Consider the following 12,339-nt stretch of genomic DNA (forward strand, 5'->3'; position numbering starts at 1 on the left):
GCTGTACCGACCGGACACCGACCCGCAGGTCGTGCGCGATGACCACGTTCTCCTCGCCCAGGACGAACCGCTCGGCAGCCTCCATCCTCAACTTCTCACGGAAGGCACGCCACTCGTCGGTCAGCCCGCCCCCTTGCGCATACCTCATGCAATCGGCATACCGCAGGGATCACGAACCGTCAGCCCCCACCGACACCACGCTTTGAAGCTCAGTAGTCGGCGATGAACGTATAGAAGCGCCACTTGTCCATCCCCGTTTCCGCATCCAAACGATGTGGAAGCTGATGAAGTCGAACTCGTCCGCAAGATGGTTGCCGAGCGCGGAAAGCGCGATGCTGGCCAGCAGGGGCGAGAGGATGCCGCCTTGCGGTGTTCCGTAGGTGGTCTCCTTCCGCTCGTCGAGCTCGGCCGTGATCCCGGCAGAGCATTCGCTCACAGCAGACGAGAAAACGTCTTGAATGACTGGAGCTCCGGCCAGGGCTATGTCAACCTACAGATCCCCGTATTAATTGATCGGTAAGCGGCCACTAGATGAGTCAATGAGAAGTCCCCTTGTGTATGCACACCCTTGGCCCTACTCGGTTGGTCTCTGGCACCGCTCAGGCCAGGCTGCGTCTTGCCCAGCAAGCGGACAGCATCGTAATCGGCACGGGACGTCGATTTCTGTGTGAGGTGGGCGCAACATAGACGAAGATCGCCGGTTGGGCAAACCGGCGATCGTGGGGAGTGTTGATTCGTTCGCAGCGGCTGTGCTTGGCGGTGGAGTCTCGCGAACGAGCCGAAGTGGCAGGCAGATGGAAGGCGGCAAAGCGGTCCCCATCGAGGGGGCTCTGACCGATCCGCAGCCGCCGCTTCACGGATCGCGGCAGTACAGACGCGTCGTACACCTTGGCGGGGCTCTGCACATGTCGCTCCCACCAATTACCCCCTGCGCGAGGTGACTCCAATGCCACGTCCCCCTGCACTCAAACTTGCCGAGGTCCTTGCGGAGATCCGTATGAGCCCGTCTGCCTTCTACCGACTTCGGGCGCGAGGTATGGCGCCTCGGATGATTAAGCTACCGAACGGAGAACTACGCTGCCGCCGCACCGATTTGGATGCATGGTGGGAATCCTGCGAAAGAGATACGCCTGAATGGTATTGAGTTACAAGGTCAGATTCTGGGAGATTCGCGAGCGGTCTGGTCGGGCCAAGGCGTTCGATGTGCGTTGGACGGTTAATGGCCGCGAGAAATCTGAATCCTTCCTGACCAAGGCCCTTGCGGAGAGTCGTAGGGCAAAGCTCATGACTGCCGCGCGTGAGGGAGAGCCGTTCGACCCGAAAACGGGCCTGCCGGCCTCTGAGTTGCGTGCCCTCCGGCAGCGGATCACCTGGTATACCTTGGCTCGGGAGTACATCGACGACCGCTGGGAACGTACTCCTGGAAACACCCGTCGCACGATTGCCGAGGCCCTGGCCACGATCACTGTTGCCTTCGTAGAGAAGGGGGCTGCTTATCATCAGCCATATTTGCTGCGTAGGGCCGTGTACTCGTGGGCACTCAACAAGAACTCCTGGGCACACGAACCTCGCGGAGACTGGGCAGCCGCGCTGGCCTGGCTGGAGCGAAAGTCGCTGCCCCTCGGTGAACTGGAAGACCCCGATGTGCTGCGCAGGGGGCTTGATGCCTTGTGTCGGAAACTGGACGGGACTGTCGCCGCAGCCAAGACCACCAAGCGCAAGAAGGCTGCTGTCAACGAGGTCTTCTCCACGGCTGTGGAGAAGGGGTACTTCGCCCACAACCCGCTCGTCGGCCTACGATGGACGGCTCCTGCGGTGGACGACGAGGTGGATCCCGACTGTGTACCCAACCCCATCCAGGTGACACGGCTGCTTGAAGCCGTACGCCGACTGCCGGGACGCGGGCCCCACCTGTATGCCTTCTTCGGCTGCATGTATTACGCCGCGATGCGTCCGGCGGAGGTAATTCACCTCAAGAAGTCCCAGTGCCGCCTTCCCGTAACCGGCTGGGGACTGCTCAACCTCAAAGGCGGCGTTGTCGCGGTGGGAAAGGAGTGGACGGATGACGGCTCCGTCCATGAGATCCACTCTTTGAAGCGCCGAGCGACCAAGGCCACCCGTCCTGTCCCTGTCCCACCCGTGCTGGTCCGGATGCTGCGCGAACACATCGCCCGCTTCGGCATAGCTCCGGACGGCCGGATCTTCCAGAACGCAGCAGGCAACTACATCGATTCCTCCGCGTACAACATCACGTGGAACCGTGCCAGAGAAGCTGTATTCACCGTCGACGAGCACGCGTTGAATCTCGCGAAGCGGCCCTATGACCTGCGGCATGCCGGCATCTCGTTCTGGCTGGCCTCCGGAGTGGACCCCGCCGAATGCGCCCGCAGGGCCGGGCAGAGCATTCACGTGCTCTTTCGCTACTACGCGAAGTTCCTGGCCGGAACGCGTGACCGTGCCAACGAGTTGATCGAGCGGTCGATGGACCGATGGGAGGATCCTCAGGTGCGGGGTTAGGGGCCTGGCTGGTCCGGAAATATTCCGGATCAGCTGGTCAGAACTGGGACGGCGGTGGGATGTAACGGGAGTGAGGGGACTTTTCGCCTTGCTGCCTGATAGGCCCGTCGAAGGTCCCTGAGCTGGGAGTTTTCCCAGCTCAGGCACCCTTTTTCAGGTCTCTAGAAGAAGCCCAGCTTCTTCGGGGAGTACGAGACCAAGAGGTTCTTCGTCTGTTGGTAGTGCTCCAGCATCATCTTGTGTGTCTCGCGGCCGATCCCGGACTGCTTGTAGCCGCCGAATGCCGCGTGTGCCGGGTAGGCGTGGTAGCAGTTGGTCCAGACGCGGCCCGCCTGGATGGCGCGGCCCGCCCGGTACGCGGTGTTGGCGTCGCGCGTCCACACGCCCGCCCCTAGGCCGTACAGCGTGTCATTGGCGATTTTGATGGCGTCGTCGAAGTCGTCGAAGGAGGCCACCGACACCACCGGTCCGAAGATCTCCTCCTGGAAGATCCGCATGCGGTTGTCGCCCTCGAAGATGGTCGGCTGGACGTAGTACCCGCCCTTCAACTCGCCCTCTAGGTCGAGGCGTTCGCCGCCGGTGAGCACCCTGGCGCCCTCCTGCCGGCCGATGTCCAGGTAGGAGAGGATCTTTTCCAGCTGGTCGTTGGAGGCCTGTGCTCCGATCATCGTGTCGGTGTCCAGCGGATGGCCGGGTTTGATCTGCCGGGTGCGCTCGACCGCCGCGTCGAGGAACTCGGCGTAGTGGCCGCGCTGGACCAGGGCCCGGGACGGACACGTGCAGACCTCGCCCTGGTTGAGTGCGAACATCGTGAAGCCCTCGAGCGCCTTGTCGCGGAAGTCGTCGTCCCGCGCCCACACGTCGTCGAAGAAGATGTTGGGGGACTTGCCACCGAGTTCCAGCGTGACCGGCTTGATGTTCTCGGAGGCGTACTGCATGATCAGCCGCCCCGTCGTGGTCTCGCCGGTGAACGCGACCTTCGCCACCCGCGGGCTGGACGCGAGGGGCTTGCCCGCCTCCACGCCGAAACCGTTGACGATGTTCACCACACCCGGCGGCAACAGGTCCGCGATCAGGCTCATCCAGTAGTGGATCGACGCCGGGGTCTGCTCGGCCGGCTTGATGACCACCGCGTTGCCCGCGGCGAGCGCGGGCGCGAGCTTCCAGGTCGCCATCAGGATCGGGAAGTTCCACGGGATGATCTGCGCCACGACACCCAGCGGCTCGTGGAAGTGGTAGGCGACCGTGTCGTCGTCGAGTTCGCCCAGCGAGCCCTCCTGCGCCCGGATCGCGCCCGCGAAGTAGCGGAAGTGGTCGATGGCGAGCGGGATGTCGGCCGCCAGCGTCTCGCGCACCGGCTTGCCGTTCTCCCAGCTCTCGGCCACCGCCAGCTGTTCGAGCGAGGCCTCCATACGATCGGCGATCTTGAGCAGGACGCCGGCCCGCTCCGCGACGGACGTACGGCCCCAGGCCGGCGCGGCCGCGTGCGCCGCGTCCAGGGCTCGCTCCACGTCCTCCGCGGTGCCGCGCGCCACCTCGGTGAACGGCTGCCCGTTCACCGGCGACGGGTTCTCGAAGTACTGCCCGCGCGCCGGCGGGACGTACGCACCGCCGATGAAGTGGTCGTAGCGCGCCTGGTAGGAGACGATCGCGCCCTCGGTGCCGGGTGCCGCGTAACGGGTCATCCTGGTTTGCCTCCGGTGAAGCGCTGCCCGCCGTTGGGCAGCTCCCGCGGTGAGGCTAGGGACGCGGACGTTGCAACCACGTTGCACGGCCGGTCGGCGCGGCAGCCGGTGCGCGCGGTGCCGTCAGCTCCGACTCCAGCTCCTCGAGACGTGCCCGCACCATGGCCGTCGGCCGCACTACGGTGAGTGCCCGCCACACCTCCAAGTCGTCCTCGCCCCAGGACGCGTGCGCCCAGTCGGCCAGCAGATCGGGGTCCCGGCGGGCGATCAGAGCCGCACGCAAGCCGTCGGCGAGGCGCCGTCGGAGCCGCACCACGGCCGGTGCCTGCGAGCCGGGCAGCAGCGGACCGGTGTACGCCGCCACGGCCGCAGTGACCGCGCCCGCCGCCAGCCGTCGCTCCACCACGGCGACGTCGGACTCCACCGGAGCCGTCAGCCGGTACGGCCGTGACGCGAGCAGCCCCGGACCCAACAGCCTGCGCAGCCTGGCCAGTTCGGCACGCAGGGTCACCGGCGTCACCGACTCGTCCTCGTACAGCGCGCACAGCAACTCGTCGCCGGTCAGACCCTCCGGGTGGCGGGCCAGCAGCACCAGCAGCTCGCTGTGCCGACGGCTGAGGGTGATCCGGCGCCCGTCCAGCAGGAGCCGCGCCTCGTCGCGGCCCAGCGCGGCCAGGCCCGCCGCCTCGCCCGCGGGCCGCGGCGGGGAGAGCAGCGCGAGCTGGGATTCGGCGGCGCGCGCCACCGCCTGCACGAATCCCAGACTGTGCGGGTGTGCCAGCCCGTCTCCGCCGGTGATGTCCACGGCTCCGAGCACCCGGCCGGTGCGCGGATCGTGCACCGGCGCCGCCGCGCAGGTCCAAGGCTGCACCCGCCGGATGAAGTGCTCGGCCGCGAAGACCTGCACCGGCCGGCCGATGGCGACGGCCGTGCCCGGCGCGTTGGTCCCGACGGCGCTCTCCGCCCAGAGCGCACCCGGCACGAAGTTCATCCGGTCCGCCCTGTGCCGGGTCGCCGGGTGGCCCTCGACCCACAGCAGCCTGCCGTGCGCGTCGCACACCGCGAGCAGATGCTCGCCGTCCGCCGCGAATGTGCCCATCAGCTCCCGGAACAGCGGCATGACCCGGGCCAGTGGATGTTCCGCACGGTAGGCGCCGAGGGCGCCGTCCGTGAGTTCCACGTTCGCGCTGCCGTCCGGCCCTACGCCTGCCCGTGCGGAGCGCCGCCATGAGTCCGCCACCACCGACCGCACCGGACGCGGCACGGTGCCGGCCGTGGTGAACGTCTCATGCGCGCGGCGCAGCACACGGACACGTTCGCTGGGGTCGGCCCCCGGCTCCAGGGCCACCCATGGATCGGTCACCCGGCCTCCTCGGACAGCGATGCGGTGGGGGACATCGTGACTCGGAGGCCTGGCGCGGACAACCGTTTCGACCGGCCTGATCCGAATGAAACGCGAGGGGCGTGTGCCGGGCGCACGACCCCCGACGGGCGCCCGACGAACGCCCGACGGAGCGGTGGGCGGGGCGGCGGATCGGTCAGGCCAGGTTGACGAGTCTGATGTAGCGGACCCAGTCCCAGTTCGGCCCCGGATCGGTGTGATCGGTCCCGGGCACCTGGACGTGCCCGAGGATGTGCTCCCGGTCCTTGGGAATGCCGTATCGGTCGCAGATCGCCGCCGTCAGCCTCGCCGACTGCGTGTACATCGCATCGGTGAAGTAGTTGGGCTGATCCACCCAGCCCTCGTGCTCGATGCCGATGCTGCGGGTGTTGTAGTCCCAGTTTCCCGCGTGCCAGGCGATGTCGGCCTCACGCACGCACTGCGCCACCTGCCCGTCCGCGGAACCGACCACATAGTGCGCTGACACTTTCTTCCGCGGGTTCTGGAAGATCGACAGGGTGCTGGCATACGTCTCCTGGGCGACGTGGACGATCACGCGGTCCACGGAATAGGCGTTGGGACGGGTGGAAGCCGTGTAGTTGGAGGTGCTCGCCGGCTGCCACTCGGCGGACGGGTAGTCGATGGCCTGGGTCTGCGCGCCGGCGCGGGCGTCGGGTAGCAGCGCGTAGGGCACCGCGGCGAGGGCCGCGCCCTGCAGGATCCGTCGTCTGCTGGGCAGCGGTCGGGACCGGTCCATGGTCGATTCGCCTTTCAGAAGTGGGGGGATTCGGGAACTGCCGTGGCGAGATCAGGTGTGCAGCGCCTCCGCTGTCTCGCGCGACCGTGGGTGTGTTCCGCGGTGGGTCTCTCGGGCGGGCAGCCATTCCTTGCGGATCTTCGCCACGCAGGTGTAGTTGGTGTCGCACACGTTGACCAACGACGATTCGACCGCCTGGGTCGCGAACTGGCACGCGTCCAGTTGAGCAGCGCCCCCGCGACGTTCACCCCGAGGCAGCAGGTGACACCGGCGCGCATCTCGGGTGTGTCCATGTTGCCGCCGTGCGTGTCGAGCACCAGTGCCGAGCGCACCTTCAGCGAACGGCCAGGCGTATTCGCCCGGTTGAGGTCGCAGTGTCCGGACTCGCGGGTCGGTCATCGCTCTGCAACTCCATTCTGCCGGGGCCGGCGGGCACGGGTTCGCCGAGGTGGACGCGCGCCCTGTCGGCTATGTGCTCCGGATGACGTCGTATCAGGATCACCAGGACGACGACTCCGGCGGCCGTCCACACGCCGACGGCGGGTCCCGCGTACGACACCGGCGCCGTCAGCTCGGTCGTGCGTGTGGAGACGTTGGCGCGGGACGCGGTGAACACGCAGGCGACCAGCGCGATGAGCACGCACAGCGGCAGGCTGCCGCCCGCGAGGGCCGCACCCGACGGAACGGAAGCGGTGACCGCCGCGGCCGACGCCATGGCCGTGATGCTCTGGAACAGGACTTCGCGCAGCCCGATGGCGTCCCGCCGCAGCCCTGCGGTGATTTCCCCCGACATCCGTGAACCCCCTCGTTCCTCTCGTCTCTCCACTTCGCGCCCGCAGCCGGGGCGACCCGGCGACCGGCTGCGTCTCGCGTGAATTACGGTACGGCGCTTGCGGATTGGGCAGAAGCGAGCCGTGTGAATCGGTGGACGAGCACGGAACTGTGGACAACGCCGCCACTCGTTCGAGGGAACTCGCCCCGGATTTCGGATGATTGCTCGGTCTCTGTGACAACGCTGTGACGGGAAGAGTGGTCCCGGTCACAGCACAGCATGCTCGAATCCTGGTCGACTTGGCGGATGCGTGCCACGCCGCTCCCGCCGCTCATGGCCGTCGCCGCCGCGTTGCTCCTGACGGCCTGCGGCAGCCAGGTACCGGGTCGGTCCTCCGACGAGTCCGGTCCCACCACGTGCGACGTCACCCCACCGCCGAAGTCGACGGCGACAGCGACGGGTGGTGGTCACGGAGCGGAGACGGACGGCGTCAGGATCACCGACGTCCGTGGCCCGGCCGGTGACTGCGCGGTGTTCCAGGTCACCAACCCCCACGACAAACCGTTCCGGTACACCGTCACCTTCCGGTTCCGGCCCGGGAACGGCGCAATGCCGGTGAACGCGGCACGTGTCCTCGCGTCCGTCGCGCCCAAGGCCACTGTGACGGGCATGGTCGACATGCCTGCGCAGCCGAGGGGCACGGCAGCGCAGCCGAGGGGCACGGTAGATGGAACGCAGGTGGAGGTGGTCAAGGTGCGCAGCGTCCCCACAGAGGAGGCACCGGCCCCGGGAGGACCCTGTCCGTCGTCCGGGGTGCGCGTGTACACGGACGAGGGCGACGCAGCCATGGGACTTCGCGTGGTGAGTCTTCATCTGGAGAACTGCGGCACGGACACCTACCACATCGAGGGATACCCTCGGCTGAGCGTGCTCGACGACGCCCACCGGAAGGTCGAGGGGCTGCGGATCCTGCACGACGGGTCCTCCGTGGCCGGCAGCACGGGAGCCGACGGGCCGCCGCGGCCGCTGGTCCTGAAGCCGGGCGAGCGCGCGCACACTGGCCTGGTGTGGCGCAACACGGTGCTCTCCGGCACCCCGGTGAACGCCCCCTACGTGCGGGTGTGGGCGAAGCCGGGCGCCGCGCCGGTGATGGTGACACCGGAACTGGACCTGGGCACGACGGGGAAGCTCGCCGTCGGCCCGTGGAAGCGGACCGAGCGGCAGTGACCGCCCGGCACGGCGGGCCCGACACGGCGAGGGACACCGGGAACCCTCTCCCGGCCGTCACACGGGAATGCCCTCCCGCAGGTATGCGACGGTACCGGCCACCGCCGCCGTGTACAGGGCGGTGAGCGTCGGGAGGCCGGAGGCGAGCGGTATCCGCGCCAACTCGGCGAGGGCGAACCGCCCGTGCCGGTCGTGCTCGGAGCTGAGCCGGATCCGCGCGTCCTCGGCGAGAATGCCCCCGTCGAAGAAGCAGTCGAGGACCGGACCCGTGCCGAGCACGTCCGCCCGGTGGTCGACGCCGATCAGCCGGGGCGCCGGGCCGAGTTCGATGCCCGTCTCCTCCCGCATCTCCCGCCGCGCCGCCGTCCTCGGGTCCTCGCCGTGATCCAGCATCCCACCCGGCAGCCACCAGTTGCCGGCGGTCGGCTGCCCGGGCCCGTAGCGCAGCAGCAGGAGGCGGCCCCGGCCGTCCAGCACGACCACGCACGAGGCGAGGAGGGTCCGCGGCTGCGACTCGATCCACTCCTCGCGGGGCACCCAGTCCGTCATGCACGCCTCCCGGTGTCGGACGCTGCATGTCTTCCACCTGGGATCACCGGACAATCCGATTGCCCGGCCCGAACGTTCCTGCGAGGGGCATGCCCACCTGCACCGCGCCCGACGGCACCGAACTGGCCCGCCACGTCTTCGGTGACGGCACCCCGCTGGCCTGTCTGTCGGGCGGCCCCATGCAGGCATCCGCTTGGGCGAGTTGGGCGGCCTGTCCGCCTGCCCGCGGCTCAGCCACCGGCCGGGCGACCGCCGACTGTTGGCAGGCCATCGCATCCGTCGCCCAAGGCCGTTGGGACGAGGTGGCGCAACACCACCGGCCGCCGAGGAGGATCCAGCCGGGCACCAACTACTTCCCCTGGCTCGACGGCGGCGAGCGCTTCGTGGGAGCGGTCGGGCATTCCTCGGCTGAGCCGCCCCGCCGTCAGGCGACGTGTTCGGCCACCGTCGCCGGATCGTCCAGGACCGCCCGCACCACGGAGTGCGCGGCCCCGAGCAGTGGCCCCTCGGGGCCGAGCCGCGACACCGACACGGGACAGGGCGGCCCCGCCGTACGGTCCGCCAGTTCGCCCGCCAGCGACGGCAGGAGCCAGGGCGAGAGCCCGGCCAGCGCGCCGCCCAGCACCACGGACTCCGGGTCGAGCAGGTTCACCGCGCCGGTCAGGGCAATGCCGAGCGCCGTACCGGCGTCGTGCAGGGCCCGCCGTACGCCCTCGTGTCCCTCGTCGGCGCGCCGGGCGAGCAGCCCGACCAGATCCTCACCGGGCACAAGGCCGGCCGCGCGCAGGACCGCTTCCTCTCCGGCGTACTGTTCGAGGCAGCCGCGCCCGCCGCACGGGCAGCGCGGGCCGTCAGGGCGGACCGGGACGTGGCCCAGCTCGCCCGCGAAGCCCCGGGTGCCGCGCAGCAGTTGCCCGTCCACGACGACCGCGGCACCGATGCCGATCTCGGCCGACACATGCAGAAAGTCCCGCGGGGTGCCCTCGCCGAGCCAGAGTTCGGCGAGCGCGCCGAAGTTGGCCTCGTTGTCCACGGTCAGCGGCAGGCCGAAGGGCAGCAGGGCGCCGAGGTCCGTGTCCCGCCAGTCCAGGTTCGGGGCGCGCACGACCGTGCGGGCGTCGCGGGCCACGAGGCCGGGCACGGCCACCGCGAGCCCGGCGGGCCACAGCCCCGCCCGCTCGGCCTGGGCGACGACCCGGCGCACCAGGGCGCCGAGTTCGTCGAGCACCGGCCAGGCGGCCCGGCCCCGGTTGGCGCCGTGCCGCACGGCACGCGCGCGTACCTCGCCGCGCAGGTCGACCGCGCACACCGCGAGGTGGTCGACGCCGACCTCCGCACCGATCCCGGCCGGGCCGCGGCCGCTGACGGCGAGCGCCGACCCCGGCCGCCCCACCCGGCCGGGCCGTTCGGGGCCCAGCTCCTCCAGGAGCCCCCAACGGGTCAGCTCCTCCACGAGAGTCGACACCGCAGCCCGGGTCAGCCCGATGCGCGAGGCGACCGCGGCCCGGGAGAGCGGCCCCTCGGCGCTGACGGTGTGCATCACCCTGGCCAGGTTGCGGCGGCGCATGCCCTGCTGGGTGTCGGGCAGGGCGCGGCCGGAACCTGGCGGCCCCTCGTGCAGCGGTGCGGTCATGCCTGCGTCGATCCTCGCTCCGTGTCCCTCAGCGGTGTTCCGGCGCGGTGCCGGTCACGGGGTGTCGGTCCCGCGGGCCAGCAGCGGGGCCGCGTCGGAGAGTACCCCGGAGATCCGGGCCAGCGTCGCCTCGTCCCGCTCCACCGGGTCCAGCACCGGACCCGCCGCCGTGTTCCAGCGGCGGGCGACCGCGGCCGGGTCCTCGCCGGTCAGCAGCCCGGCCGCCTGTGCCGCCGCGCCGAGCGCGACCAGTTCCCTGGCCTCGGGCACCTGCACGGGCCGCCCCGACAGCCGTCGTACCGTCTGCTGCCAGGCCGTGCCGCGGGCGCCGCCGCCGATCAGCAGCAGGGGCGTGCTCCGGTCGGCGTCCTCGTCGAGCACCAGGTCGAGGGCGCCGAGCAGCGCGTGGACGGCGCCGTCGTACGCGGCCTGCAGGAGCTGCCCCGCCGTCGTGTCGTGGCGCAGTCCGTGCAGCAGTCCCGAGGCGTCGGGCAGGTTCGGGGTACGTTCGCCGTCGAGGTAGGGCAGCAGGGTGACGGCGGTGCCGGGTTCGACCGCCTCCCGGTCCAGGCCCAGCAGCGCGGCGATGCGGTCGACGGCGAGGGTGCAGTTCAGGGTGCAGGCCAGCGGCAGCCAGTCCCCGCGCGCGTCGGCGAAGCCCGCGACCGTGCCGGTCGGGTCGGCGGGGCGGTGCGTGGACACCGCGTAGACGGTGCCGGACGTGCCGAGACTGAGCACCGGGGTGCCGGGGCGCAGCCCGAGGCCGAGCGCGGCCGCTGCGTTGTCGCCGGTGCCGGGCGCCACCAGAGTGCCCTTGGAGAACGGCAGGTCATGGCTGTCGCGCACGGTGCCCGCCACCTCGCCCGGCCGGACCACGCGGGGCAGCAGCGCCGGGTCGAGGCCTACATGGGCGAGGGTCTCCTCGTCGTACGCCTCGGTGCCGGACGCCCACCAGCCGGTGCCGGACGCGTCGCCGCGGTCCGTGGTGCCCTGACCGGTGAGGCGCTCGGTGAGGTAGTCGTGGGGCAGCCGCACCGCCTTGGTGGCGCGGACCGCCGCCGGCTCGTGCTCGGCCAGCCAGGCCCATTTGGTGACCGTGAAGGACGCCCCGGGCACGCTGCCGGTGCGTTCCGCCCAGGCCTTCGGGCCGCCCAGCTCCTCCACCAGGCGGCGGGCCTGGGGCGCGGAGCGCACGTCGTTCCACAGCAGGGCCGGACGGACCGGCTCGCCCTCTCCGTCCAGGGTGACCAGCCCGTGCTGCTGGCCGCCGATCGACACCGCGGCGGCCTCGTGCGCCGCGTCGCCGCACTGGCGCAGGGCCTCGCACAGGGCGTCCCACCACTGGCGCGGGTCGCTCTCCCGGCCCGCGCCGGAGGTGACGGTGTGCGGCGCCTGGCCGCTCGCCACGACCCGGCCGGTGGCCGTGTCGACGACCAGCGCCTTGGTGGACTGGGTGGATGTGTCCACGCCGACGACGAGCGGACCATCGGCTGCTGACATCGGGCTCTCCCTTTTCCGCGGCTCGCGGGGATCTGACCTGGTCTTCTTCGGTATGTCCGGGGGAGGCGACCGGGACGTCACCCCTTTGAGGACATCTTCTCCCTTCCCAGGGATGCGACCGCATACTAATTTGTAAACCGCCATGACGAAATAGTCGTAAGCGAGCAAGGAGCCGCGGCATGAGCTACCAGCCCACCCCTGAGGACCGGTTCACGTTCGGCCTGTGGACCGTCGGCTGGCAGGGCAGGGACCCGTTCGGGGACGCCACCCGCCGGGCCCTGGACCCGGCCGAGTCGGTCCGGCGCCTGGCGGAACTCG

The 12,339-nt window shown here is 70.1% G+C and carries 11 protein-coding genes and 3 pseudogenes; 4 read left to right on the forward strand and 10 right to left on the reverse strand.

Annotated elements, in window-relative coordinates; all coding sequences use genetic code 11:
- Both CTZ28_RS50090 and CTZ28_RS47605 read right to left on the reverse strand, forming a co-directional pair.
- Nucleotides 1-148, reverse strand: a pseudogene (locus CTZ28_RS50090) (IS630 family transposase); the annotation flags it as partial.
- 21 nt (nucleotides 149-169) lie between these two features.
- A complete protein-coding gene (locus CTZ28_RS47605; RefSeq protein ID WP_183154906.1) occupies nucleotides 170-436 on the reverse strand; it encodes a hypothetical protein in 267 nt (88 codons plus the stop codon).
- Between the two features lie 510 nt (nucleotides 437-946).
- Here CTZ28_RS47605 and CTZ28_RS49230 point away from each other — a divergent pair.
- Nucleotides 947-1,144 carry a helix-turn-helix transcriptional regulator gene (locus CTZ28_RS49230; RefSeq protein WP_121895872.1) on the forward strand — a complete coding sequence of 66 codons (198 nt, stop codon included), beginning with the start codon at nucleotides 947-949 and terminating at the stop codon, nucleotides 1,142-1,144.
- Entirely contained in the window at nucleotides 1,135-2,517 is a 1,383-nt protein-coding gene (locus tag CTZ28_RS45765) for a site-specific integrase (protein ID WP_121895873.1), read from the forward strand. Before CTZ28_RS49230 ends, CTZ28_RS45765 begins: the two co-directional genes overlap by 10 nt.
- Nucleotides 2,518-2,678: 161 nt before the next feature.
- On the opposite strand, the gene adh is transcribed toward CTZ28_RS45765, so the two are convergent.
- The 5 genes and pseudogenes from adh to CTZ28_RS49240 form a co-directional block, all read right to left on the reverse strand.
- Nucleotides 2,679-4,202 carry an aldehyde dehydrogenase gene (gene adh / locus CTZ28_RS45770; RefSeq protein ID WP_121895874.1) on the reverse strand — a complete coding sequence of 508 codons (1,524 nt, stop codon included), beginning with the start codon at nucleotides 4,200-4,202 and terminating at the stop codon, nucleotides 2,679-2,681.
- A 55-nt stretch (nucleotides 4,203-4,257) separates the two neighbouring features.
- Nucleotides 4,258-5,565 (reverse strand): GAF domain-containing protein, encoded by a 1,308-nt coding sequence (locus tag CTZ28_RS45775; RefSeq protein WP_121895875.1) that lies wholly within the window; start codon nucleotides 5,563-5,565, stop codon nucleotides 4,258-4,260.
- A gap of 175 nt (nucleotides 5,566-5,740) precedes the next feature.
- Nucleotides 5,741-6,340, reverse strand: coding sequence for an N-acetylmuramoyl-L-alanine amidase (locus tag CTZ28_RS45780; protein WP_121895876.1), 600 nt, complete (start codon nucleotides 6,338-6,340; stop codon nucleotides 5,741-5,743).
- Between the two features lie 51 nt (nucleotides 6,341-6,391).
- Nucleotides 6,392-6,681 (reverse strand): annotated as a pseudogene (locus CTZ28_RS49235) (acetamidase/formamidase family protein); the annotation flags it as partial.
- Nucleotides 6,675-7,133: a hypothetical protein gene (locus CTZ28_RS49240; RefSeq protein WP_259472112.1), complete on the reverse strand. Its 459-nt coding sequence runs from the start codon at nucleotides 7,131-7,133 to the stop codon at nucleotides 6,675-6,677. The gene CTZ28_RS49240 and the pseudogene CTZ28_RS49235, both read right to left, overlap by 7 nt.
- A gap of 285 nt (nucleotides 7,134-7,418) precedes the next feature.
- On the opposite strand from CTZ28_RS49240, the gene CTZ28_RS45795 reads away from it, so the two are divergent.
- Nucleotides 7,419-8,339 carry a DUF4232 domain-containing protein gene (locus CTZ28_RS45795; protein WP_121895877.1) on the forward strand — a complete coding sequence of 307 codons (921 nt, stop codon included), beginning with the start codon at nucleotides 7,419-7,421 and terminating at the stop codon, nucleotides 8,337-8,339.
- Nucleotides 8,340-8,396: 57 nt separating this feature from the next.
- Here the strand turns inward: CTZ28_RS45795 and CTZ28_RS45800 are convergent, their stop codons facing one another.
- The 3 genes from CTZ28_RS45800 to xylB form a co-directional block, all read right to left on the reverse strand.
- Nucleotides 8,397-8,888, reverse strand: a complete 492-nt coding sequence (locus CTZ28_RS45800) for an NUDIX hydrolase (protein ID WP_121895878.1) — start codon at nucleotides 8,886-8,888, stop codon at nucleotides 8,397-8,399.
- 424 nt (nucleotides 8,889-9,312) lie between these two features.
- Nucleotides 9,313-10,521: an ROK family transcriptional regulator gene (locus CTZ28_RS45805; protein WP_121895879.1), complete on the reverse strand. Its 1,209-nt coding sequence runs from the start codon at nucleotides 10,519-10,521 to the stop codon at nucleotides 9,313-9,315.
- A gap of 54 nt (nucleotides 10,522-10,575) precedes the next feature.
- The gene (xylB, locus tag CTZ28_RS45810) at nucleotides 10,576-12,021 is read right to left on the reverse strand and encodes a xylulokinase (protein WP_121895880.1); all 1,446 of its coding nucleotides are present in this window, start codon (nucleotides 12,019-12,021) and stop codon (nucleotides 10,576-10,578) included.
- A gap of 179 nt (nucleotides 12,022-12,200) precedes the next feature.
- On the opposite strand from xylB, the pseudogene CTZ28_RS45815 reads away from it, so the two are divergent.
- Nucleotides 12,201-12,339: pseudogene (locus CTZ28_RS45815) on the forward strand (xylose isomerase); the annotation flags it as partial.

The organism is Streptomyces shenzhenensis (assembly GCF_003688995.1).
Classification (GTDB): Bacteria; Actinomycetota; Actinomycetes; order Streptomycetales; family Streptomycetaceae; genus Streptomyces; species Streptomyces shenzhenensis_A.